Origin of the sequence: Ruania albidiflava DSM 18029, assembly GCF_000421225.1 — a bacterium.
GTDB lineage: Bacteria > Actinomycetota > Actinomycetes > Actinomycetales > Beutenbergiaceae > Ruania > Ruania albidiflava.
The window spans coordinates 71,730-95,971 of the sequence record NZ_ATWL01000001.1 but is presented as its reverse complement, the minus strand read 5'-3'; the positions used below and the strand labels follow the sequence as shown (position 1 = coordinate 95,971).

The following is a 24,242-nucleotide window of genomic DNA, read 5'->3' as shown; positions in this document are numbered from 1 at the left end:
CACCGCTGATCGAGCGCGTCGGCTCACCACACCCGGGTCCGGGACCGGCCCGCCGGCAGCGCCGCAAGCGGACCCACCGGGTACCCGGTACCAGGATGCTTGGCGTTGCCGACCAGGTCGGTGTCCAGCACCAGCGGGGCACCGTCGACCGTTTCGAAGTCGGCGTCGGCCAGCCGTACCCGCGGCAGGTGCTCGGTGCTCACCACACCCACGGCGGCGCCGACCAGCACCTTTGGCACCGTCATCTCCAGGTACACCTCCGTACCCTCGTCGACCACTGCCACGCGCACCTGGTCCCCGGTCAGGTTCGGGTGCTGCTCGTGCTGGTACGCCCGCGCCCCGTTCGCGTAGGCGTTGTGGTGGATGTAGGCGGGCTGGTGGTGGCCGTGGAACCGCTGGTGGTCACCCACCGTCTCGTTCACCGTGGCCAGGTAGTCCGCGAAGGTCGGCGGACAACCGTCGTAGCCGTGCGTACCGTAGGTGGCCAGCGGGTGGCCGGCGTTGTCCGGGGCAAACGCACGGTCGGCATCACCGCCCAGGAACAGGTTGCCGATCAGCCGGTCGTCACCGCCGCAGACCACCGCGTACCCGGCCACCTGGGTGCTGTGCGGGCGGTGGTAGGGCGTGGCCCGGTCCAGCACCTGCTCCAGCCGTACCGCCCCGGCCACGAGGTTGTGCACGAACGCCCCACCCTGGCTGAAGATCTCCAGCGCCACCGGGGAGGCGAGCACGTTGTGGTCCACCACATAGGGCCCGTGGCTCACCTCGACGAACAGGTCCCGGGTGTTGGCGTAGCACAGGTTGCGGCTCACCCGGGTACCCTGGGTCTGCCAGTCGAGCCAGATGCCCAGTGTGCAGTCGTGGATGCGGTTGCGCCGGATCTGCACGTCGATCGCGGCGTGCAGCTTGATGCCGGCGATCTCGTAGCCGTAGAACTCCCGCCTGGTCGCGATGTGGTGGATGTGGTTGTCCTCGATGGTGGAGAAGACGGCGCCGAGGTGACCGACGATCCCGTTCTGACCGCAGTCGTAGATCGTGTTGCGGCGCACCACGTGCGAGCCGATGTGCTCCCGGTCCCACCCGATCTGCCGAGCAGCGAACACCGACTCCAGCTGGTACTGGTAACCGGGCTTGTCGCCGCGTTCGGTGGCGTAGTTGTGCCCGGTCGCGGCCTCTTTGCCCAGGGAGATGCCCGAGCAGGTGGCGTCGTGGATGAGGTTGTCCTCGATCACCCAGCCCTTGGCCCAGTTCGGGCCGACCAGACCGGGCTGGTCCGCAGTCGGCGGTGCCCAGGGGGTGGCGGCGTGCGCCATCTCAAAGCCCCGGACCGTGATGTAGTCGATGTGGTGCTCGCTCGGGTAGAAGACCGAGCGGCGGACAGTGATCTCGACGAGCTCGGCCGTCGGGTCCGCCCCATGGAAGCTGGCCCACAGCGTGGTCACCTCCCTGCCCACCTCGGCGTACCAGACCGCCTGGCTCCACTCCGGGTCCGGCACTGGTTGCTGCGTCCCGGTCCAGCCGTCGACGGCGGAGGTGCGGGTGGTAGGGCGGGCGACAGCGGCACGGTCGTGCACCTCCCGTAGTGCACGTCCGTTCAGGTACACCTGGCCGAGGTGGTGCTCCTCCCCGGTCGTCGGCGGCACGTGCCAGTCACCGTGGACCGTTTCGGCGAACGGGTTGACGGCACCGAACACCGTGTTCGGGATCTCGGCTCGCCACACCCCGTCGGGCTCGCGCTGCCAGTCCGGCACGGGTTCTGACCCCTTGATCACCACGTGCTCGCCCGGCGCTGCGGTGTAGACGATCCGGCGCTGGTCGCTGATCCCGCCCCGGGCCGGCCGGACCCACTCCCGGTACTGGCCGCCGTGCACCTGCACCGTGTCACCCGGGAGGGCCAGCGCAGCCGCGCGGGAGATGGTGCGCAGCGGTGTTCGCTCTGCCCCGTCGGCCGTGTCGGAACCGGTCGGAGAAACATGCAGGACGGCCATCTGGGTGCGCCTTTCGTTCGCCAGGGTGGGATGCGTATGCGTGCTACTTGGTGAAACCCGCGGTGAGTCCGGACAGCAGCTGCCGTCGACCGATGACGTACAGCACCAGGATCGGCAGCGTCGTGAGGATCACCGAGGCGAGCACGGCCGGGATGTTCACGCTGTACTGTCCCTGGAAGCTCCACAGCGCCAACGGCAGCACCCGCTTGTCCGGGCTCTGGGTGAGCACCAGCGGGAGCAGGAAGGAGTTCCACACCACCAGCGCCTGGTAGATGGTCACGGTCACCAGGGCGGGTTTGGTCAGCGGGAAGGCGAGGCGCCACATGGTGCCCCACTCGGTCGCTCCGTCCAGCCGCATCGACTCGAACAGCTCGTTGGGGACGTCCCGGATGAAGTTGGACAGGATGAGGATGGTCAGCGGGAGCGCGAACGCCATGGACGGCAGGATCAGGCCGCGCAACGTGTCATAGAGCCCCAGCTGGATGATGATCAGGTAGACGGGGATGATCGTGGCCTGCAGCGGGATGGCCAGGCCCATGAGGAACATCGCGTTGACCCCGCGCAGGTAGCGTCCGGTGCCGCCGCGCACGATCGCGAACGCACACATGAAGGACATCAGCACCGCTGGAACGACTGCGCCGACGCTGATCACCACGGAGTTCACGAAGTACAGGGCGAAGTCGGACTCGATCACCAGTCGGTAGTTCTCCAGCGTCGGATCGACCGGCGGGGCCATCGGGTTGGAACGGTAGTACCCTGCGGAGCTCTTGAAGCTGGTGATCACCACCCAGTAGATCGGCACCATGACGATGAGCAGCCACACTGTGCTGAGCAGGCCGGCCGGGACGTTCGGGCGCCGCTTGGCGTAGGTCCGAGGCTGCTCGGACGATGCGCGGGGGGAGGTCGCCTGGGTTGGGATCGCCATGGTCAGGCCCCTTCCAGCTGGCTGGCGCTGGGATCCCGCCCGCCGATCCGTTGCAGGGCCAACGCAAGCACCAGCCCGAGCAGCACCAGGATGACGGCGACGACGCTCGCCGGACCCATCATGTGGCCGCGGAACCCGCGCAGGTACATGTCCAGGGCCAGGACGCGGGTCGCATCGGCTGGGCCGCCTGCGGTGAGCACGAAGATCAGGTCGAAGAACACCAGCGAGCCGACGATCATCAGGGTCGAGGAGGTGATGATCGTGTACTTCAGCTGGGGCAGCGTGAGACTGAAGAACTGCCGGACCCGACCTGCGCCGTCGATCTCTGCTGCTTCGTACAGGGAGACGGGTATCTGCCGGATCCCGCCCTGGTAGATCAACGAGTGGAACGGGATGAACTGCCAGCTGACGATGAAGATCACCACCCCCATCGCCAGCGCCGGCTCACCGAGCCAGTTCTGTGCCAACCAGGGGACCCCGAGGCCCGCCCCGAGCCCGAAGTTCGGGTCTAGCAAGGCCTTGAAGGCGATCGAGATCGCCGCTGAGCTGAGCAGCAGCGGGATGAAGAAGAACACCGAGTACACCGCGCGGTAGCGCTGGCTCCCGGCGATGAACACACCGAGCAGGATGCTCAGCGGTGTCTGTACCGCCCAGGACAGGCCCATCACCACGAACGTCTTCCACAGCGCCGAGTACAGTGCAGGGTCGACGAGCATCGCCGTCCAGTTGGACAGCCCCGCCGGGGTGATCGCACCGATCCCGTTCCAGTTCTGGAAGCTGAGGTAGAACACGCCCAGCAGCGGGATGATCGCGAACGCGACGAAGACCACCACCGCAGGCAGGGTCAACCAGGCCAGCGATCCACTCCTGGCACCGCCGGACCGCGGTGGGTGCTCCGGACGGGCTCCGGTCGCAGGGGGCGCTGCCGACGTCGTGGTGCTCACTGTCCCAGCGTCTGGTTCATGTTGTCGGCGAACTGTTCCGGTGTGATGGACAGACCGAACAGCTGCTCGATGTTGTTCAGCAGGGTCTCCGCCGTCTGCGAGCTCAGCGCCTGGTCCCAGGACTGTTCGAAGTTGGGTGCCTGGGAGGCGACGTCGTAGACGAACTGCAGCCAGTCGGCGTCCTCAGAGCTGGAGAATTTGCTGTCCACACCGTTCATCACCGGCACACCGCCGGTGGCGATCCAAGCGTCAGCGGTGGCGTCGGTGTTCAGACCGGTGGCGAAGAAGTTCTTCGCGATCTCCTTCTCCTCCTCGGTGGCACTGGCGTTGAGCGCGTAGTAGGAGGCGGGGTTCCCCACGGAGGCGGCGGGGTCGCCCTTGCCGCCCTCCACCACCGGGAAGTTCGCATAACCGAGGTGGCCACCGGTGACGAAGTCGTCGCCATCGGCCTTCATCGAGCCGTACACCCAGGCGCCGTGCAGCATCATCGCCGCCTTGTCCGTGTACAGCAGCGCCTGGTCGGCGTTGGAGTCGGCGGTAATCGACTCGAACCCGTTGATGAACCCGTTCGCCTTCACCAGGTCCTGCACCTTGGTGGAGGCTTCGATCGCCGCCGGGTCGGACCACGCGTCCGGTTCACCGGCGTAGATCGCGGCCCACACGTCCGGCCCGCCGATGCGGTCGTAGAGGAACTCCAGCCACATCATGTTCGTCCAGCGGGACTGCCCGGCGAGGGCGAACGGTGCCACGCCGGCATCGTTGAACACCGGCACCAGGTCCATCAGCTCGTCCCACGTCTCCGGCGGCTCTGCGCCCACCTGGTCGAACAGCCGGAGGTTGTAGAACATCACGATCGGCGAGACCGTCTCGCACGGGATCGCGTAGATCTTGTCCTCGACGGTCGCAGCGCCGAACGAGCTGGTGAACAGGGCGTCCTTGACGTCCGGGTTGTCCTCGAACCAGCCGGTGAGGTCATCGACCTGGTCATTGTTCACATAGTCCTTGAGACCTCCCCCACCCCAGGTCCAGATGACAGTGGGGGCCTCTCCGGCGCCGATGGCCGTGCGGATCTTGGTCTTGAACGCATCGTTCTGGAACCCGGTGAGCGTCAACGTCCCGTCCGGGTTGGCCTCGTTGAACGCGTCTACCGCGTCGGTGCGGATCCCCTCCTGCGGCTGTCCGGTGAGGATCCAGATGCTTGCCTCGCCCTCGGCGTTCTCCCCCGGCCCAGATGAGCCGCATGCGGTCAGCGCGCCGATGACGACCGGTGTGCTGATCGCCAAGGTGAGGAAGGACCTACGGGATGTGTGCTGCTGATCCATGGTGATCTCCTGTGATCTGCCCTGGTCGAGTCGCGTCGGTACGTCTCACCAGGCCCGTTTCGAGACCCTCGCAGAAACTGTTCAGGCCCTGCCGTGGATTCCACCGTAGGTGACCGCTGATGTGCGGTCAAGATCTTCCTGATACATCCCGGATTACCGGCGGAGAAGGCGGATCGAAACCATTTCGATACTATGCTGGTTTGCGGCCTGAGATGAAGGAGGGCGCTGATGGTCGTTGGGACGGCCCGGGCCACGTTGGCTGAGGTGGCGCGCGTGGCGGGAGTGTCGAAGGCGACCGCATCCAAGGTGCTCAACCAGCGCCCGGACGTGTCCGCGACCACCCGCGAGCGGGTCGAGCGGGTGATCGACGAGCTCGGCTACGTCCCGTCCACCGGGCCACGCGGTTCCGACTCGCTGCAGAAGGTGAACGTCGTCTTCGACACCCTGGCCAACGTGTACTCGGTGCAGGTGCTCGACGGTGTGGTCACAGCAGCCCGCGCGCAGGGTCTCGAGGTCCTGGTGGACAAGCTGGACCTCGACCCCGATGGTGCCGGACCGCTGTCCCCTGCCTGGATCCGGCGCCTGGCCGCGCATCGGCGTGCCGGTGTGATCGTGGTGACCTCCGAGCTGACCGCACAGCAGCGTGAGCTCATGCGTGAGGTGGGTCTGAGCGTGGTGCTCATCGACCCGCTGGATCCGCTCGACGACGAGGTGGTGTCCGTCGGGTCGACGAACTTTGCCGGCGGCGTGCAGGCGACCAGGCACCTGCTGCAGCTGGGGCACCGGCGCATCGGCTTCGCTGGTGGGCCGCCGGCCTCGGCGGCATCGCGCGAGCGGCTGCAGGGGTTCCTCAGCGCGATGAGCTCAGCATCGGTAGCCGTGGTCCCTGAGCTGGTGCGGGAACAGGACTTCACCTTTCTCGCCGGGCTGGAGATGGCGACCTGCATGCTGGACCTGGCTCAGCCGCCGACCGCGGTGTTCGCCGGCTGCGACGCCGCTGCGCTGGGCGTGCTCGAGGCGGCGCGCAGGCGCCAGCTGCACGTACCCGAGGACCTGTCCGTCGTCGGGTACGACGACACCTACGCAGCACTGTCCACCGCCCCGCTGCTGACCACGGTCCGGCAGCCGATCATCGACATGGGCCGCGTGGCCCTGCGTACGCTGCTGCAGCAGTCGCGCGGTGAGCGTGCCGACTCCCACCACGTGCAGCTGTCCACCCGGCTGATCGTGCGGGACTCCACTGCCCCGCCGATGAGCTCCGGCCGCTGATGTGGTGGGCGATACTGGGTTCGAACCAGTGACCTCTTCCGTGTCAGGGAAGCGCGCTACCGCTGCGCCAATCGCCCGTGCGAGGTGGGTACGGGATTCGAACCCGTGTGTACGGCTTTGCAGGCCGCTGCCTCGCCTCTCGGCCAACCCACCGGGTGACGACGTGAGACCTGCCGTCTCTCCTGCTGGGGGCCGCCGCCTCCGAGCGGATGACGGGACTCGAACCCGCGACCCTCACCTTGGCAAGGTGATGCTCTACCAACTGAGCCACATCCGCATGCCCGCCGACCGCACCGTGGTGCGTCCTGCGTGCGTCGAAGACTCTAACCCACGCGTCGCGACCACGTCCAATCGATCCGGCCGGGCTAGCGTGTCGTGCATGTCACACTCCGCTGCCACCTCTGCCCCGACCGCTCCAGGGGTCGCGCAGTTCGCCGGGGTGCGGGCAGAGGGCGTCTGCGACTACGCCGATCTCACCCGGACCCCGGACGCTCTCGACGGCGGCGGCTGGTGGGCGATCGCCGGGGAGTTCGCTGGCCCGGTGCACGCATGGCGGTTCGCGCAGGTGGCAGCACGCAGCCAGTGCCAGGAAGGTGCGCACGACGGCGGGGCCCGGGCCTGGCAGGGACCTCGCCCTGGTCTGTGGTCCAGCACGATGGACCGGGACGCCTACCTGCACGCGGTGGCCCGCACCCAGGAAGCGATCCGGGAGGGCGACGTCTACCAGGCGAACATCTGCCGGGTGCTGTCCGCCCCGGTGCCGGACCGTCCGGACGCTGGTGCGCTGGCCGAGGTGCTGGCCGGCGGCAATCCGGCTCCCTACGCCGGCTACCTGGACATCCCCGGTGCAGCCACCACCCTGGGCGCGACGGACGGGCACGGCAGCGCACCGGCCACCTCCACCTGGCCGGGCTGCTGGGTGGTGAGCGCCTCCCCGGAGCTGTCCTTCGCCGTCGAGCAGGGCATGGTCCGGTCTGGCCCGATCAAGGGTACGGGCCGGACTCCCGCTGACCTCGGCGCCAAGGACCGGGCCGAGAACGTGATGATCACCGATCTGGTCCGCAACGACCTGCAGCGCATCTGCGCGCCGGGCACCGTGACCGTGACCGACCTGCTCGCAACCGAGAAGCATCCGGGGCTGGTGCACCTGGTCTCCCGGGTGCGCGGGCGGCTCAGCGACGAACCGGTCCGTTGGGGCGGGGTGCTCCGTGCACTGCACCCACCGGGAAGCACCTCCGGAGCGCCGAAGAGCAGTGCGCTGCAGCTGATCGACGAGCTGGAGCCGGCTGCGCGTGGGGTGTACTGCGGTCAGGTCGGCTGGATCGATGCGGATGCGCAGACGGCGATGGTCGCCGTGGCGATCCGTACCTTCACTTGGGCCGGTGGGCTGCTGCGCTTCGGCACCGGTGCGGGCATCACCATCGGCTCCGACCCGGAAGCCGAGTGGGCCGAGACCGAGCTGAAAGCGGCCCGGCTGGTGGCGCTGGCCAGCAGCTGACGCCCCGGTGTGCATCGCACCGGGAAACGGCTGCTAGGATCGGTACCCGTCACGGCAAGCCCGTGATGCGGGCGATTGGCTCAGCGGTAGAGCGCCTCGTTCACACCGAGGAGGTCACTGGTTCGAACCCAGTATCGCCCACAGCAGGCCGCGGCAGGGTGCCCCCTCCGCGGCCTTCGTCGTGTGGCGGTGCACCCACGCCAGGGCGGTTCTCCGTGGTGTGATACGCACCACCGGCGATTCCTGCGTGTGGTCGTACCCGAACCAGAAGTATCTCGCGTAGACTGCGCACCAGCGCAGGTCTCGTGCGCGGTAGCCCGACACTCCTCCATGATGTCGGCTTTCCTGTCTGCCGCGCTGTCCGGGACGTCACGCCTGAAGGGGCCGGGTCGGACCCGCCCCGTCGTATCCAGGAGGATCATGCCGTCGAACGGCCGCCGCCGTACCTCGGGTCGGAACGGGACCCGCACTCTCCCGCGCCGCAACGACCCTGCCCCGATCTTGCCCATCCTCGCCCGGCGCGTGCGCGAGGTGGAGGCCAAGTCGGTCAAGGGCAAGGTGGGCCCGACCAACCGGGTGAAGTTCCAGGTGATCGCCCTGCTCGTGCGCGAGGAGCGAGCCCGGATCAAGTCGGACGAGGAGATCTCCGGCTCGGCGCGCACCGAGATCCTCAAGCGGCTGGACGGCGTCGCCCAGATCCTGGCACGCACCGCCGCCCAGGACACCTCGCTGCTGTCCCTGCTGGACCCGGACACCGAACCAGGTCCGGCGGCCCAGCGGATGCGTAACGACTGGCTGCTGGAGTCCGGTGCCGAGCTCTCCGAGGAGGAGCTGCGGATCAAGGCTCCGGTGCAGCGCCGGGTGACGTTGGTGCCGGACGAGCTCGCTGCGCGTCAGGTGGTGCCGCGGCAGGTACGGGCCCGCACCCGGGCGAACCCGTTCCTCGAGCCGGACCTGTCCCCCCCGCGAGTGGAGGAGCCGCCCGGCTACCTCTCCGGTTGGGACCTGATGGGCCCGCTGTACCGCGCGTTCGAGCAGGGCGCCGGGGGTGGTGCGGCGTCCATGGAGCTGCCCCAGCCGCCCCGGAAGGACTGGTACTCCCCACCGGGACTGGAGCTGATGCCGCACCAGGCACGTCTGCTCGAGGCGGTCCGTCGTGGGCACCGAACCTTCCTGCTCGCCGACGAACCGGGGCTGGGCAAGACCGCACAGTCGGTGCTGGCTGCCTCGGCTGCGGGGGCCTACCCGATGCTGGCCGTGGTCCCGAACGTGGTGAAGATCAACTGGGAACGCGAGGTGCAGCGGTGGACACCGCAGCGCAGCGTGACCGTGATCAACGGGGACGGCAACGACATGGATGCCTTCGCCGACGTGTTCGTCGTCAACTACGCCGTCCTGGACCGGCACCTGACCTGGTTGGGCAACCTCGGCTTCCGCTCGATGGTGGTGGACGAGGCACACTTCATCAAGAACCTCAGCTCGCAGCGTTCCCAGCACGTGCTCAACCTCTCCCGGCAGCTGCGCGAACGCATCCCGGGTAGCGACCCGCTGCTGATGGCCCTGACCGGTACTCCGCTGATCAACGACGTGGAGGACTTCAACGCTATCTGGCAGTTCCTCGGCTGGACCGACGGTGAACGCCCCAGCCGGGAGCTGACAGCGAAGCTCGAGGCCACCGGGCTGACCCCCGCCGACCGGGAGTTCTACCCGCTGGCGCGCTCGGCGGTGATCGACCTTGGGATCGTGCGCCGCACCAAGGCCGACGTGGCCAAGGACCTCCCGGCCAAACGGGTCGCCGACCTTCCGGTGGAGCTGGACAACGAGATCGGCCGGTCCATCCGCGCTGCAGAGCAGGACCTGGCGCGCCGGTTGCTGCAGCGTTACCACCGGATGCTCGAGGCTGGCGAGTCGCACGCCGATCCCACCGACGGACCGGACCTGGAGCTGATGCGCCGCATCGCCCGCACCGAGCTGGACTCCACCTCCCCCACCGCCGACGGCGACAACGTGTTCACCATGGTCCGCCGGATCGGTCAGGCGAAGGCGTCGCTCGCGGCGGACTACGCCGCCCAGCTGGTGCACTCGGTGGGCAAGGTGGTGTTCTTCGCCAAGCACATCGATGTGATGGACACCGCTGAGCAGGTGCTCACCGAGGCTGGGCTGCAGACCGTCTCCATCCGCGGGGACCAGTCCAGCAAGGCGCGACAGGCCGCGATCGACGCGTTCCAGAAGGACCCCGAGGTCTCTGTCGCGGTCTGCTCCCTGCTGGCCGCCGGCGTCGGGCTGAATCTGCACGCCGCCTCCAACGTGGTCCTCGGCGAGCTGTCCTGGACCGCCGCCGAGCAGGAGCAGGCGATCGACCGGGTGCACCGGATCGGGCAGGAGGAGTCGGTCACCGCCTGGCGCATCTTGGCCGCGCACACCATCGACACGAAGATCGCCGAGCTGATCGACTCCAAGCAGTCCCTGGCCGCCCGCGCACTGGACGGCAGCGACGAGGAGATCGTCTCCAGCGAGACCGTGCAGGTGGATGCGCTGGTGCACCTGATGGTCTCCGCCCTCGGCTGACGGCCGTCACCGCGCGGCGTACCGTGGGGCCATGGCCGCACCCGGACGTGCCCACTGTGGCCGGGCAACCTTCGCCGGTCTGCTCGCAGCCACGGTGTTCTTCCTGCTCGGCTGGGCCAGTGCCGCGCTGCTGGACCCACCGGCCGCACCGCACGCCGCCCTCGGCGCCACGGTGGTGGACCTGGCTCCGGCCGGGCTGAAGGACTGGGCGATCGCGACCTTCGGCACCGCGGACAAGGTCGCCCTGGCTGTGGTGATGGTCACGGTGTGCGCGGTGCTCGCGGTGGCCATCGGGCTGCTCGGCATCCGGCACCTCCCCTGGGCCACTGCGGCGGTGTGCCTGCTCACCGCGGTCTGCGCGGTGTGCGCGCTGACCCGCCCGGACGCCGACCTCGTCGCTCTCGTCCCCAGCGCGCTGGCTGGGGTGGCCGGACTGCTCGCTCTGCACCTGCTGCTCCAGCGGGCCGGCGGCGCGGCGGCCCCCGGTGACCGCCGCCGGTTCCTCACCGGTGTCGGCGCGACCATCGCCGTCTCCGCCCTGGTAGCCGCTGTGGGCAGCCTGCTCACCCGCTCCCGCAGCGTCACCGATGCGGTCCGCGAACAGGTGCAGGTGTCCGAACCGGTGGACGATGCGCCGCCGATCCCGCCCGGGACGCAGGTAGAGCTGGCGGGGATGCCCCCGTTCGTGACCCCGAACGAGGACTTCTACCGGGTGGACACCGCGTTCGTGGTACCGCAGGTGGACCCGCAGGACTGGCAGCTGCGCGTGCACGGGCTGGTGGACCAGGAGGTGAGGCTCACCTTCGACGAGCTGCTCGACGCCGCACTGGTGGCGGCGACCATCACCGTGACCTGCGTGTCCAACACTGTGGGTGGCGACCTGGCCGGCAACGCCACCTGGATCGGGCTACCGGTCCGAGACGTGCTCGCCCGCGCCGGGGTGGACCCCAGCGCAGACATGGTCCTGTCCCGCAGCGTCGACGGCTTCACCGCCTCCACTCCGCTCCCGGTGCTCACCGACGACCGGGATGCACTGCTCGCAGTCGCGATGAACGGCGAGCCGCTGCCGGTGGAGCATGGGTTCCCGGTGCGGATGGTGGTGCCCGGGCTGTACGGCTACGTCTCGGCCACCAAGTGGGTCACCGAGCTGGAGGTGACCAGGTTCGCCGACGCTACCGCCTACTGGACCGACCGAGGCTGGGACCCTCGCGGCCCGATCAAGACTGCGTGCCGGATCGACGTACCCCGATCCGGTTCCGAGCTGCCCGCCGGTTCCGTACCGATCGGTGGTACCGCCTGGGCGGCACCGCGGGGTGGACCGGGTGCAGGTGCAGGTGGACGAGGGCCCCTGGCAGGATGCCGACCTGGCCGCCACACCGGGGGTGGACACCTGGCGGCAGTGGTCCTTCACCTGGGACGGCGCTCATCCCGGCCGGCACGCGGTGCGCTGCCGCGCCTGGGACGCCACCGGGGTGCAGACCGAGCACACCGCTCCCCCGCTGCCGAACGGCGCCTCCGGCTACCACGTGGTCTCCGTGCTGATCAGCTGACCAGGTACGCCACGGCACAGACAGGATCACCGCACGCCCCGCCGTCGCCGGCAAACGTTTCCCGCTCGCATCGCCATGAACACGCGAACGAGCAGGGATAATGGCACGCTGTGAGGATGCGCATCTGGCCCGGCCAGCCCTACCCGCTCGGGGCGACGTTCAACGGCAGCGGCACCAACTTCGCCATCTACTCCTCGGTGGCGGAGCAGGTGGAGCTGTGCCTCCTCGACGACGACGGCTCCGAGGAGCGGATCGAGCTCACCGAGATGGATGCGGACGTCTGGCACGCCTACCTGCCCGGCGTCAACCCCGGACAGCGGTACGGCTACCGGGTGCACGGACCGCACGATCCGGCCGCCGGGCACCGGTGCAACCCCGCCAAGCTGCTCCTCGACCCGTACGCCAAGGCGATCGACGGTCAGATCGACGGCGACGAGGCGCTGTTCTCCTACTACTTCGGCGACGAGTCTGGTCAGCTGAACGAGGCCGACTCCGCCACGCACACGATGACCTCGGTGGTCACCAACCCGTTCTTCGACTGGGAGCACGACCGGCCACCGGACCACGAGTACCACGAGAGCGTGATCTACGAGGCGCACGTGCGTGGGCTGACCATGCGCCACCCGGCCGTCCCGGAGGACATCCGGGGCACCTACGCGGCGCTTGCGCACCCGGCGATCATCGAGCACCTGCAGGACCTCGGTGTCACCGCCCTGGAGCTGATGCCGGTGCACCAGTTCGTGCAGGACCCGCCGCTGGTCGACCGTGGGTTGAGCAACTACTGGGGCTACAACACCATCGGCTTCTTCGCCCCGCACAACGGGTACTCCGCCTCGGGTTCCCGCGGTGAGCAGGTGCTGGAGTTCAAGAGCCTGGTCAAGGCACTGCACGCGGCGAACATCGAGGTGATCCTCGACGTGGTGTACAACCACACCGCCGAGGGCAACCACCAGGGCCCGACGCTGTCCTTCCGCGGTCTGGACAACGCCGCCTACTACCGGCTCGTCGACGACGACAAGGCGCACTACTTCGACACCACCGGCACCGGCAACTCGCTGCTGATGCGCTCCCCGCACGTGCTGCAGCTGATCATGGACTCGCTGCGGTACTGGATCACCGAGATGCACGTGGACGGGTTCCGGTTCGACCTGGCCGCCACCCTGGCCCGGCAGTTCCACGAGGTGGACAAGCTCTCCTCGTTCTTCGACATCATCCAGCAGGATCCGGTGATCTCCCAGACCAAGCTGATCGCCGAACCGTGGGACCTGGGCAGCGGCGGCTACCAGGTGGGTGGGTTCCCGCCGCTGTGGACCGAGTGGAACGGCAAGTACCGGGACACCGTCCGGGACTTCTGGCGGGGTGAGCCGTCCACCCTGGGAGAGTTCGCCAGCCGGCTGACCGGTTCCTCCGACCTGTACGAGCGCACCGGACGCACCCCGGTCGCCTCGATCAACTTCGTCACCGCCCACGACGGGTTCACGCTCGCTGACCTGGTCTCCTACAACGAGAAGCACAACGAGGCCAACGGTGAGGACGGCCAGGACGGGGAGAGCCACAACCGGTCCTGGAACTGCGGGGTGGAGGGCCCGACCGACGACGAGGACGTGCTGAGGCTGCGCAGGCGCCAGCAGCGCAACTTCCTCACCACGCTGATGATCTCCCAGGGTGTGCCGATGCTCTCCCACGGGGACGAGGTGGGCCGCACCCAGCAGGGCAACAACAACGTCTACGCCCAGGACAACGAGCTGTCCTGGATCGACTGGGAGGACATCGACGAACCGCTGCTGGCCTTCACCCGCCAGCTGATCGCCTTCCGCGCCGACCACCCGGTGCTCCGCCGACGCCGGTTCTTCAACGGCTCCACCTCCGCCGCTAACGGCTTGCCGGAGCTGCCGGACATCGCCTGGTTCGAACCCAGCGGGGTGCCGATGGACACCGAGGCGTGGACCACCTCCTACGCCCGCTCGCTGACCGTGTTCCTGAACGGGGAGGCGATCGAGGAGCCGGACATGACCGGTGGTCGGATCGTGGACGACTCGTTGCTGGTGCTCATCAGCGCCAGCGCGCAGGACCTGGAGTTCACCCTGCCCGCGGACTACGGTGCCGCCTGGACCCCGGTGCTGAGCACCGACACCGAGCTGGACCTGCCGGACGAGATCGCCGCAGCAGCCACGGTGACCGTGACCGGGCGGTGCATCGTCATCCTCGCCCGGCAGGCAGAGGAGGAACCAACTACGTGAGCGCTCGCGTCCCGGTCTCGACCTACCGGCTCCAGCTGGGCCCCGACCTGACGTTCTCTGGTGCCGCGAACCTGCTGGACCACCTGGTCAACCTCGGCATCACCGATCTGTACCTCTCCCCCATCCTCACCGCCGCACCAGGCTCCACGCACGGCTACGACGTGGTCGACCACACCACCATCTCCCCGGTGCTCGGCGGCCGGTCCGGGTTCGAAGCGCTCGCCACCCGGGCGCACGAACGCGGTCTCGGGGTGATCGTGGACGTGGTCCCCAACCACATGGCCGTGCCCACCCCGGCCAGCCACAACCGCCTGCTCTGGGACGTGCTCGCCCGGGGCCGGGAGTCGGACTACGCCGACTGGTTCGACGTGGACCTCTCGGAGTCCGACCAGGTGCTCATGCCGGTGCTCGGGGAACGGATCGGCACCGCCCTGGCCTCCGGCGCCCTGCGGGTGGAGCGGGTGGAGGAGCCGGAGGCGTTCCTGACCCCCGACCAGCCCGTGCTGTGCTACTACGAGCACCGGTTCCCGATCCGGGACGGCACAGCGGACCTGCCGCTGGAGGAGCTGCTGGAACGCCAGCACTACCGGCTGGCCTACTGGCGGGTGGCCAGCGAGGAGCTGAACTACCGGCGGTTCTTCGACGTCGGTTCCCTGGTCGGGCTGCGAGTAGAGCGCGAGGAGGTCTTCCAGGCCACGCACGCCCTCATCCTGGAGCTGGTGGACGAGGGACTGATTGACGGGCTGCGCATCGACCACCCGGACGGTCTGGCCGACCCGGGTGAGTACTTCCGCCGCCTGCACGAGGCCTCCGGCGGGCTGTGGACGGTCGCGGAGAAGATCCTCGAGCCGCACGAGGACCTGCCCGCCGGCTGGCCGGTGGCCGGCACCACCGGTTACGACGCCGCCTGGCGGATCGGCCAGGTGCTCACCGAGCAGGCCGGGGCACTGCCGTTGGGCGGTCTGATGGCCACCCTCACCCCGGATGCACTGGGCACGCTGCCGGCGCTGGTCACCGAGGCCAAGCGGGAGATCGCCACCGGGTCGCTGCACGCCGAGGTGCACCGGCTGGCCGCGCTGGTCGCGGAGATCTGCGCCGACGACATCCGGCTGCGGGACCACACCCTGGGTGCCATCACCGACTGCGTGCGCGAGCTGGTGGTGGCCTGCGACCGGTACCGCGCCTACGTGCGCCCTGGTGGACCCCTCGATGCGGGTACTGCCCACCTGGTGCAGGACTGGGCCGCCCAGGCCGCTACCGTGCTGGAAGAGGAACGGCACGACACCCTGGCGGTGGTCACCGCCCTGGTGCTCGGCCAGGAGGCCGGCAGCGCCGGCCGCCGCGGCGAACAGCGCCGGGCGGAGGCCATCGTCCGGTTCCAGCAGGTCTGCGGGGCGGTGATGGCCAAGGGGGTGGAGGACACCGCGTTCTACCGGTGGACCCACCTGACCAGCCTGTGCGAGGTCGGCGGCTCACCGGAGACGTTCGCGATCGAGCCGGACGAGCTGCACGCCTGGTGCGCCCGGGCCCAGCAGCTGTACCCGCACACACTGACGGCGCTGAGCACCCACGACGCGAAACGCGGTGAGGACGTGCGTGCCCGCATCGGGGTGCTCTCCGAGCACGCGCACGAGTGGGTCGAGCTGGTGGCCCGGCTGCGGGGGTGCACTGCCGAGGCCCGACCACCGGACCTGCCCGGGCGCAGTGAGAACCTGCTCTGGCAGACCCTGGCTGGCACCTGGACCGCCGAAGGACCGCTGGCCGCCGACCGGCTGGCCGACTACCTGGTCAAGGCCGCCCGGGAGGCCAAGGAGTGGACCAGCTGGGTCGCTCCAGATGACGACGGCGAAGCCGCCCTGGTCTCCTACGCTCGGCACGTGCTCGGCTCACCGGAGGTGGCCGAGGTGATGACCGGTTGGGTGGAGCGCACCGCCGAGACCGTGCGGGCAGCGACCCTGGGTGCCCGGGCGCTGCAGCTGACTGTGCCCGGGGTGGCCGACACCTACCAGGGCACCGAGGTCACCACGGTGGCCCTGGTCGACCCGGACAACCGCCGACCGGTGGACCACGGGCCGATCGCTGCCGCGCTGGAACGCCTGGACGCCGGTGCCGGCCCCTGGGACCTGGCCAGCGAGAAGCTGCGGATGACCGCGGCGCTGCTACGGCTGCGGCGGCGCCGGTCGGAGGCGTTCGTCGGGGCAGAGGCCGGTTACCGGGTGCTGCGCACCTCCACCGGGCACGCGGTGGCGTTCGCCCGCACCGTGGCCGAGGCGCCTCAGGTGGTCACCGTGGTGACCCGGCGGCTGCAGCAGCTGCGCAGCGTGGGCGGCTGGGGTGAGCACAGCCTGGTGCTGCCGGAGGGACGGTGGCGAGATGTGATCGCCGGTGCCGAGCACACCGCCGGTGAGGTACCGCTGGCCGAGCTGCTGCGCAGCGGCCCGGTGGCCGTGCTGGAGCGGGTGAGCCCGCCATGACCGGCGGTTCGCTGCGGGTGTGGGCACCAGGAGCCGCGCGGGTGCAGGTGGAGCTGTCCGGGGGCCGGGAGGATCTCGCCCGGGACGGCCAGTGGTGGGACCTGGGCCGGCCGTTGGCGCACGGCCAGGACTACGCGTTCCTGGTGGACGGGCAGGGCCCGTTCCCGGACCCGCGCAGCCCGTGGCAGCCCGCCGGGGTGCACGCCGCCTCCCGGCACTTCGACACCACCCGGTTCCCCTTCACCGACCACGACTGGGCCGGCAGGGATGCTCGCGGAGCGGTCATCTACGAGCTGCACGTGGGCACCTTCACACCGGAGGGAACCCTGGCGGCGGCTGCCAGCCGGTTGCCGGACCTGGCCGAGCTCGGTGTGGACATGGTGCAGCTGATGCCGGTGGCCGCGTTCGAGGGCAGCCGCGGCTGGGGCTACGACGGGGTGGACCTGTATGCGGTGCACCAGGCCTACGGCGGCCCGCAGGCGCTGCAGGCGTTCGTGGACAGCGCGCACGGTCTGGGCCTGGCGGTGAGCCTGGACGTGGTCTACAACCACCTCGGACCCTCCGGGAACTACTTGGCGAAGTTCGGCCCGTACTTCACCGATGCGCACCAGACGCCGTGGGGTCAGGCGGTGAACCTGGACGGCCCCGGCAGCGCCGAGGTGCGTGCTTTCATCATCGACAACGCGTTGCGCTGGTTGGCCGACTTCCACCTGGACGCGCTGCGGTTGGATGCGGTGCACGCGCTCATCGACGACTCGCCCACCCACCTGCTCGCCGAGCTGGCCGACGCCGTGCAGGACCTGTCCGCCGAGCTGGGCCGACCGCTGAGCCTGATCGCCGAGTCCGACCTGAACGACGCGGCGATGGTCACCCCCACCGCTGCGGGTGGTATGGGCATGACCGCGCAGTGGGACGACGACGTGCACCACGCGATCCACGCCTACCTCACCGGGGAGCGGCACGGCTACTACGTGGACTTCGGCTCTGCCCAGACCCTGGCCAAGGCGCTCACGGACGTGTTCGTGCACGACGGCACCTACTCCACCTTCCGCGGCCGCGACTGGGGCCGCCCGGTGCCGGCGGCGACCGACGGGCTGCACTTCGTCGTCTCCACCAGCACCCACGACCAGGTCGGCAACCGTGGCCTGGGCGACCGGCCGGCGGCACGGCTCTCCGACGCCCAGCTGGCGGTGGCTGCCGCGTTGCTGCTGTGCGCCCCGTACACGCCGATGCTGTTCATGGGCCAGGAATGGGCGGCGAGCACGCCGTGGCAGTACTTCACCGACCATGCCGACCCGGAGCTGGCCGAGGCGGTGCGTGCCGGGCGGCAGCGGGAGTTCGCCGAGCACGGTTGGCAGGAGGTCTACGGACGCACCGACATCACTGTGCCCGACCCGCAAGACCCGGCGACCATGGCCGCCAGCGTGCTGGACTGGTCCGAGGCGAGCAGCGGCCGGCACGCGAAGGTCCGGGACTTCTACCAGCGGCTGATCAGGCTGCGCGCCGACCAGGACGACCTGCGCAGTGGTGACCGCGGGCGCACCACGGTGAGCTGCGCCGTCGACGGGAGCTGGCTGGTGCTCACCCGCGGCAGCGTGCACGTGCTGGTCAGCCACGCTCCCGGGGACCAGCCGGTGCGGGTGCCCCTGGCGGGGGCCGCGAGCATGACCCCGCTGCTCAGCTGGGCCGACCCCCTCGCCACTGGTGACGACGGCCTCACGCTGCCGCCGGTCGGCGTGACGATCCTGCGTCAGCCCAGCAGCTGGTCCACGGCAGCACCGGTGGCAGAGGCGTAGCTGCCGCCGAACAGCAAGGCGTGCACGAGCAGCGGGAACAGCTGGTGCAGCCCGATCCGGGCCCGCCAGTCCGGCGCCAGCTCGGCCACCTCGCCGTACCCAGCCAGGATCTCCTCCAGGTGCGGCGCGCCGAAGAGCTCCAGCATCGCCAGGTCCGCCTCCGGGTGCCCGCCGCAGGCCGCCGGGTCGATGAGCACCACACCGTCGGTGGTCCACATCAGGTTGCCGGACCACAGGTCTCCGTGCAGCCGTGCCGGTCGCACCGGTGCCCCAGCAGCCTCGTCCCAACGCCCGTCGCGCAGCTGACGGCACACTTCCTGCAGCCCGGTGGCGAGTGGCTGGCCGATCGCCCCGGACTGGCGGCACCGCTCGGTCAACGGCCACACCCGCGCCTGGGCGTAGAACTCCCCGAAGGCAGCAGCGGTCGCCTCCGGTAACGGCAGCGGGTCGGACAGCGGGCCGAACCAGTAGCCGGCCGCGCCCGGCGGCAGCGCCCCGAAGGAGTCCGCCCCGGCCGCATGGGTGCGGGCCAGGCCGCGCCCGAAGTTCCGCGCTGCGCCCGGGGTGGGGCGTACCGGGTGCAGCCGGTCCAGCACCAGCTCGGTGTCTGAGACCGTGTGCACCCCGACCACCGGTGCGCCGCCGGCGGCGGCCAGCCACCGCAGTCCAGCAGCCTCGGTGGCGAAGAAGCCCGTCGGGGCCTGGGCGTCGGACTTGGTGTAGGTCTGGGCCACCGGCCTCACTCTCCACGTCCGGCAAGGTGCGCCAGCAGCGCCTCGGTCAGCTCTCGGTCCACGGTGAGCTCTCGTCCGTCCAGGCTGCGCACCGGGGCGCACAACCGAACGCTCGAGCACAGCCAGACCTGCTCGGCATGTTCCAGCTCGGCCACCGGGACCGGGCGGGCCTCGGTGCGCATCCCTCGCGAGGCGGCGAAGGTGAACACCTCCGACTGGGTGGTGCCGGCCAGGATGCCCTGGTCGGTGGCGGGGGTGATGAGCGTCTCGGCTGCACGCAGCACCACGCTGGCGGTGGGGCCCTCGAGCACGTAGCCGTCGGTGCTGGTGAAGATCACGTCGTCGGCGCCGCGAGAGCGCGCCTCGCGCAGGGCAGCCATGTTCACCGCATAGGAGGTGTACTTGGCTCCTTGCAGCAGCCACGGGGAGGTGACCGCCACGTCCGAGGAGTACCCCCGGTCCAGGGTGACCACACGCAGCCCATGCTGCCGCGCGCGGGTCATGTCCGGTGCGGCGGTGGCCAGCACCCACCCGGTGCACCGGTCGGTGCCCTCCACCCCACGGGTGAGCACAGTCTTCACCGACAGGTCGCCGCCACCGGCTGCCCCGATCGCCGCGAGCACTGCAGCACGCCAGACGTCGGCGCGAGGTGCGGGCAGGTCGAGCACTGCTGCGGAGTGTGTCAGCCGCGTCAGGTGCGGCTCGAGCTGCAGCGGTCGCCCAGCGACCACGCCGATCGTCTCGAACACACCATCACCTCGGCTGACGCCCAGGTCGGTGACCTGGACCTGCGGCGCGTGCGGGTCCGCGGCACGGAATCCCGGGGCACGTGCCGGTTCGGCGACTGTCGGCGCATCGACCAGCAGCAGCACAGGCGGTGCAGAGGTGTTCGTGGTGTGAGACACAACAGCAGGATAGGCCCCGGTTTATGACATGGTGATGTGATCAAATTCATCTGAGAACCAGTAAGGTAAGCCTACGCTCACCTCTAGGGTGGAGATGTTCCGTCCAGGGCAGCCCCTGGACCCGTCCGCATGCTCAGTGAAGGATCACCATGCCATCGAACCCCCTCCGTGGCCCTCGTGCCGCTCGCACTACCCGCGCCCTGCTCGCGGCCACCGCTGCCGGTGCTGTGCTCGCCGTGGCCGCCTGTGGCGGGCAGTCGGCGAGCACCGAGCAGGGTGCCACCATCGAGGTCGAGGACAACAACGGCACCCAGACCGTGCCCTCGCCACCGACCTCCGTCGTCGCCACCGACAACCGCACGTTCGAGACACTCTCGGACTGGGGCGTGGAGCTCTCCGCCGGAGCCGTGTCCTTGATGCCCAGCACGATCCCGTACACCGAGGACGACTCGATCGTGGACCTGGGCAGCCACCGGGAACCGGACCTGGAAGCGGTCGTCGCGGCCGAGCCCGACCTGATCGTCAACGGCCAGCGGTTCTCCCAGTACCACGACGACTTCGTCGAGCTGGTGCCGGAGGCCACCATCCTGGAGCTGGACCCGCGCGAGGGCGAGCCGTTCGACACCGAGCTCGCCCGGCAGGTGACCGTGCTCGGTGAGGTGTTCGACAAGCAGGACGAGGCGCAGACCCTGGTCGAAGACTTCGAGGCCGCGATCGAACGGGCGAGTGCTGCCTATGACGGCCAGAGCACGGTGATGGCGGTGATCACCTCCGGTGGCCAGATCGGCTACTCCGCTCCGGGTGAGGGGCGTACCCTCGGTCCGGTGTTCGACATCCTGGACCTCACCCCTGCCCTGGAGGTGGAGGACGCCAGCACCGACCACCAGGGAGACGAGATCTCCGTGGAGGCGATCGCCGACTCCGACCCGGACTGGATCCTGGTGATGGACCGGGATGCGGCCGTCATGGCGGACGACCCGGAGTACACCCCGGCAGCCGAGGTCCTGGAGGGCTCGGCAGCGCTGACGAACGTCACCGCAGTGCAGTCCGACCAGATCGTGTACATGCCCGCGGACACCTACACCAACGAGGGCATCCAGACCTACACGGAGTTCTTCAACACCTTGGCCGACGCCTTCGAGGCCGCGAGCTGACCCTGATGACGACTGCAGTGACGCCAGCACGGCCGGGATCCCGCACGCTCTTCGACTGGAAGCTGCTGCTGGGGACCTTGGCCGTGCTGGCGCTGCTGGTCGGCTCGCTGCTCATCGGCGTCTACGACGTCTTCGGAGCCGAGGACGGCAGCCAGATGTTCGCCATCACCCGCATCCCGCGGACCATCGCCCTGGTGCTGGCCGGTGCGGCGATGTCGATGTGCGGGCTGGTGATGCAGCTGCTCACCCAGAACCGGTTCGTGGAGCCCACGACCACCGGCACCACCGAGTGGGCGGGACTGGGGCTGCTGGTGACGATGATCCTGTTTCCCTCGGCCAGCATCCTGACGCGGATGAGCGGCGCTGTGATCGCCGCCTTCCTGGGCACCATGCTGTTCTTCGCGTTCCTCCGGCAGGTGTCGCTGCGGTCCTCGCTGATCGTGCCGATCGTCGGCATCATGCTCGGCGCCGTGGTCGGCTCGGTCTCCACCTTCGTCGCGCTGCAGACCGACATGCTGCAGAACCTCGGCATCTGGTTCGCCGGGAGCTTCACCACAGTGCTGCGCGGGCAGTACGAGCCGCTGTGGATCGTGGCCGCAGTCGGCGTGGTGGTGTTCCTGGTGGCGGACCGGTTCACCGTCGCGGGCCTCGGCGAGGAGATCGCCACCACGGTCGGCGTCAGCTACCAACGTGTGGTGCTGCTGGGCACAGTGCTGATCGCCCTGGCGACCGGGGTGGTCACCGTGGTGGTCGGCAACCTGCCGTTCCTCGGGCTGATCGTGCCGAACATCGTGTCCATGGTCCGCGGTGACGACCTGCGGTCCAACCTGCCCTGGGTGTGCCTGCTCGGGATCGCCATCGTCACCGTGTGCGACCTGATCGGGCGCACCATCATCATGCCCTTCGAGGTACCGGTCTCCCTCATCCTCGGTGTGGTCGGTGCGGCGGTGTTCATCATCCTGATCCTCAGGCAGCGGCGCCATGGCTGAGCTGACCACCGCCGTGCGCGCGACCCCGACCCCACCCAGGACGGTGCGCACCTCCGCAGCGCTCCCCGGCACCCGCCGGGCGCGACGCTACTGGCTGGTGCTGATCGGGTTGGCGCTCTTGGCAGCCGCGTTCGGCATCGCCCTGGTCGTCTGGGACAACCCGATGCCGGTGGGCACCGCAGGGTTCTGGCGGATCGTGGCGCTGCGCAGCAAGAACGTGCTGGTCATGCTCATCGTGGCGTTCTGCCAGGCGATGGCCACGGTCGCCTTCCAGACTGTCACCACGAACCGGATCGTCACCCCCTCGATCCTCGGGTTCGAGTCCCTGTACGTGGCGGTGCAGACCGGGGCGATCTACCTGCTCGGCGCCACCGGGCTGACCATGCTCACCGGCGTGCCACAGTTCATCGGTCAGATCGTGCTCATGGTGGGCCTGGCGGTGGCGCTCTACGGTTGGCTGCTCTCCGGCAAGCACGGGAACCTGCACGTGCTGCTGCTCATCGGCATCATCATCGGTGCCGGTCTGGGATCGGTGTCCACGTTCCTGCAGCGCCTGCTCACCCCGAGCGAGTTCGACCTCCTCACCGCACGCCTGTTCGGCTCGATCTCCAGTGCCGATGCCGACTACCTGCCGATCGCCGTACCGCTCGCCGCCGGCGCCGGGCTGCTGCTCTGGCGCCGGGCCCGCCGGCTGAACGTGATGGCCCTGGGCCGGGACGTGACCACCGGGCTCGGCCTGAACCACCGCCGTGAGCTCGTCGTGGTGCTGGTGCTGGTGGCGGTGCTGATGGCCACCTCCACCGCCCTGGTCGGACCGATGACGTTCCTCGGTTTCCTGGTCGCCACCCTCGCCTACCAGTTCGCCGACACGCACGACCACCGGCACGTGCTCCCGGTCGCGGTGCTCACCGGCTTCGTGGTGCTGTCCGGGGCCTACTTCGTGATGAAGAACCTGTTCTACGCCCAGGGCGTGGTCTCCATCATCATCGAGCTGGTGGGCGGTGTGACCTTCCTGGTCGTCATCCTCCGAAAGGGGCGCCTGTGATCACTCTCGACGGCGTACGCAAGGACTACACCAGCGAGGTACGCATCGGCCCGGTCGACCTGGCGATCCCCGCCGGTGGGATCACCGCGCTGATCGGACCCAACGGTGCCGGGAAGTCCACGTTGCTCACCCTGATCGGACGGTTGCTCGGTCTGGACGCCGGCACGATCGAGATCGCCGGGTACGACGTGGCCCGGACCCGCTCCAAGGACCTCGCCAAGGTGGTCTCGGTGCTCCGCCAGGAGAACCACTTCATCACCCGGCTGACCGTGCGCCAGCTGGTGGCCTTCGGCCGGTTCCCGCACTCCAAGGGTCGGCTGACCGCTGTGGACGAGGAGATGATCAGCCAGGCGATCGACTTCTTCGAGCTCGCCGACCTGGAGGGCCGGTACCTGGACGAGCTCTCCGGCGGGCAGCGGCAGCGCGCATACGTAGCGATGGTGCTCTGCCAGGACACCGAGTTCGTGCTCCTGGACGAACCGCTGAACAACCTGGACATGCGTCACAGCGTGCAGATGATGAAGCACCTGCACCGCGCAGCGGCCGAGCTCGGCCGCACGATCGTCATCGTGCTGCACGACGTGAACTTCGCCAGCCACTACGCCGACTACATCTGCGCGGTCAAGGACGGCGCTGTGGTCGAGTTCGGCCCGTGCGCACAGGTGATGACCGCACCGGTGCTCACCGAGGTGTTCGACACGCCGGTGCAGGTGATCGACGGCCCGAACGGTCCGCTGGCGGTCTACTACTGACCCACCCCATTCGCGAACGCTGGGGTTCGCGGCGGCTGAAACGATCCAGGTCGCGAAGTCGGGCGTTCGGGACTGGGGCAGCGTGGGCG

17 protein-coding genes and 4 tRNA genes are annotated in these 24,242 nt (G+C 69.3%); 12 read left to right on the top strand and 9 right to left on the bottom strand.

The features are described 5' to 3' along the window. Window positions 1–23 precede the first annotated feature (23 nt). Genes K338_RS0100420 through K338_RS0100405 form a run of 4 tightly spaced genes read right to left on the bottom strand, consistent with a single transcriptional unit; the run spans window position 24 to window position 5,179 of the window. Window positions 24–1,988, bottom strand: a complete 1,965-nt coding sequence (locus K338_RS0100420) for a right-handed parallel beta-helix repeat-containing protein (RefSeq protein ID WP_022916207.1) — start codon at window positions 1,986–1,988, stop codon at window positions 24–26. A gap of 43 nt (window positions 1,989–2,031) precedes the next feature. Beyond that, window positions 2,032–2,913, bottom strand: a complete 882-nt coding sequence (locus K338_RS0100415; RefSeq protein ID WP_022916206.1) for a carbohydrate ABC transporter permease — start codon at window positions 2,911–2,913, stop codon at window positions 2,032–2,034. Window positions 2,914–2,915: 2 nt separating this feature from the next. Further along, on the bottom strand, window positions 2,916–3,857 hold the full coding sequence (locus K338_RS19590; RefSeq protein ID WP_022916205.1) for a carbohydrate ABC transporter permease: 942 nt from the start codon (window positions 3,855–3,857) through the stop codon (window positions 2,916–2,918). Beyond that, window positions 3,854–5,179: an extracellular solute-binding protein gene (locus K338_RS0100405; RefSeq protein ID WP_022916204.1), complete on the bottom strand. Its 1,326-nt coding sequence runs from the start codon at window positions 5,177–5,179 to the stop codon at window positions 3,854–3,856. The genes K338_RS19590 and K338_RS0100405 overlap by 4 nt, the downstream gene beginning before the upstream one ends. Window positions 5,180–5,407: 228 nt before the next feature. Here K338_RS0100405 and K338_RS0100400 point away from each other — a divergent pair, with 228 nt between their 5' ends. Beyond that, window positions 5,408–6,448 (top strand): LacI family DNA-binding transcriptional regulator, encoded by a 1,041-nt coding sequence (locus K338_RS0100400; protein ID WP_022916203.1) that lies wholly within the window; start codon window positions 5,408–5,410, stop codon window positions 6,446–6,448. Between the two features lie 2 nt (window positions 6,449–6,450). Here the strand turns inward: K338_RS0100400 and K338_RS0100395 are convergent. From K338_RS0100395 to K338_RS0100385, 3 genes are all read right to left on the bottom strand, one after another. Beyond that, window positions 6,451–6,525, bottom strand: a tRNA-Val gene (locus K338_RS0100395). Between the two features lie 5 nt (window positions 6,526–6,530). Beyond that, a tRNA-Cys gene (locus tag K338_RS0100390) sits at window positions 6,531–6,601 on the bottom strand. Between the two features lie 51 nt (window positions 6,602–6,652). Beyond that, a tRNA-Gly gene (locus K338_RS0100385) sits at window positions 6,653–6,725 on the bottom strand. 102 nt (window positions 6,726–6,827) lie between these two features. Between K338_RS0100385 and K338_RS0100380 the strand changes: the two genes are divergently transcribed. The 7 genes from K338_RS0100380 to treZ all read left to right on the top strand — a co-directional run bounded on the left by K338_RS0100380 (window position 6,828) and on the right by treZ (window position 18,574). Then, window positions 6,828–7,946 (top strand): chorismate-binding protein, encoded by a 1,119-nt coding sequence (locus tag K338_RS0100380; protein ID WP_022916202.1) that lies wholly within the window; start codon window positions 6,828–6,830, stop codon window positions 7,944–7,946. Between the two features lie 69 nt (window positions 7,947–8,015). Beyond that, window positions 8,016–8,087: transfer RNA gene (locus K338_RS0100375), tRNA-Val, on the top strand. 279 nt (window positions 8,088–8,366) lie between these two features. Next, a complete protein-coding gene (locus tag K338_RS0100365) occupies window positions 8,367–10,514 on the top strand; it encodes a DEAD/DEAH box helicase (protein ID WP_022916201.1) in 2,148 nt (715 codons plus the stop codon). 31 nt (window positions 10,515–10,545) lie between these two features. Beyond that, on the top strand, window positions 10,546–12,165 hold the full coding sequence (locus K338_RS19585) for a molybdopterin-dependent oxidoreductase (protein ID WP_051154616.1): 1,620 nt from the start codon (window positions 10,546–10,548) through the stop codon (window positions 12,163–12,165). Between the two features lie 15 nt (window positions 12,166–12,180). Continuing rightward, a complete protein-coding gene (gene glgX / locus K338_RS0100355; protein WP_022916200.1) occupies window positions 12,181–14,304 on the top strand; it encodes a glycogen debranching protein GlgX in 2,124 nt (707 codons plus the stop codon). After that, a complete protein-coding gene (treY, locus tag K338_RS0100350) occupies window positions 14,301–16,778 on the top strand; it encodes a malto-oligosyltrehalose synthase (RefSeq protein WP_022916199.1) in 2,478 nt (825 codons plus the stop codon). The genes glgX and treY overlap by 4 nt, the downstream gene beginning before the upstream one ends. Beyond that, window positions 16,775–18,574, top strand: a complete 1,800-nt coding sequence (gene treZ / locus K338_RS19580; protein WP_022916198.1) for a malto-oligosyltrehalose trehalohydrolase — start codon at window positions 16,775–16,777, stop codon at window positions 18,572–18,574. The genes treY and treZ overlap by 4 nt, the downstream gene beginning before the upstream one ends. Here treZ and K338_RS0100340 read toward each other — a convergent pair. Then, window positions 18,529–19,308 (bottom strand): fructosamine kinase family protein, encoded by a 780-nt coding sequence (locus K338_RS0100340; protein ID WP_022916197.1) that lies wholly within the window; start codon window positions 19,306–19,308, stop codon window positions 18,529–18,531. The genes treZ and K338_RS0100340 overlap by 46 nt on opposite strands. Before the next feature lie 5 nt (window positions 19,309–19,313). Next, entirely contained in the window at window positions 19,314–20,213 is a 900-nt protein-coding gene (locus K338_RS0100335) for an aminodeoxychorismate lyase (RefSeq protein ID WP_022916196.1), read from the bottom strand. A gap of 149 nt (window positions 20,214–20,362) precedes the next feature. Here K338_RS0100335 and K338_RS0100330 point away from each other — a divergent pair, with 149 nt between their 5' ends. The 4 genes from K338_RS0100330 to K338_RS0100315 are packed head-to-tail and all read left to right on the top strand — an operon-like array spanning window position 20,363 to window position 24,153. After that, window positions 20,363–21,367 carry a siderophore ABC transporter substrate-binding protein gene (locus K338_RS0100330; protein WP_022916195.1) on the top strand — a complete coding sequence of 335 codons (1,005 nt, stop codon included), beginning with the start codon at window positions 20,363–20,365 and terminating at the stop codon, window positions 21,365–21,367. 5 nt (window positions 21,368–21,372) lie between these two features. Continuing rightward, window positions 21,373–22,356 (top strand): ABC transporter permease, encoded by a 984-nt coding sequence (locus K338_RS0100325; RefSeq protein ID WP_022916194.1) that lies wholly within the window; start codon window positions 21,373–21,375, stop codon window positions 22,354–22,356. Continuing rightward, window positions 22,349–23,401, top strand: coding sequence for an iron chelate uptake ABC transporter family permease subunit (locus tag K338_RS0100320; RefSeq protein ID WP_022916193.1), 1,053 nt, complete (start codon window positions 22,349–22,351; stop codon window positions 23,399–23,401). The genes K338_RS0100325 and K338_RS0100320 overlap by 8 nt, the downstream gene beginning before the upstream one ends. Beyond that, entirely contained in the window at window positions 23,398–24,153 is a 756-nt protein-coding gene (locus K338_RS0100315) for an iron ABC transporter ATP-binding protein (protein ID WP_022916192.1), read from the top strand. The genes K338_RS0100320 and K338_RS0100315 overlap by 4 nt, the downstream gene beginning before the upstream one ends. Window positions 24,154–24,242: the final 89 nt, after the last annotated feature.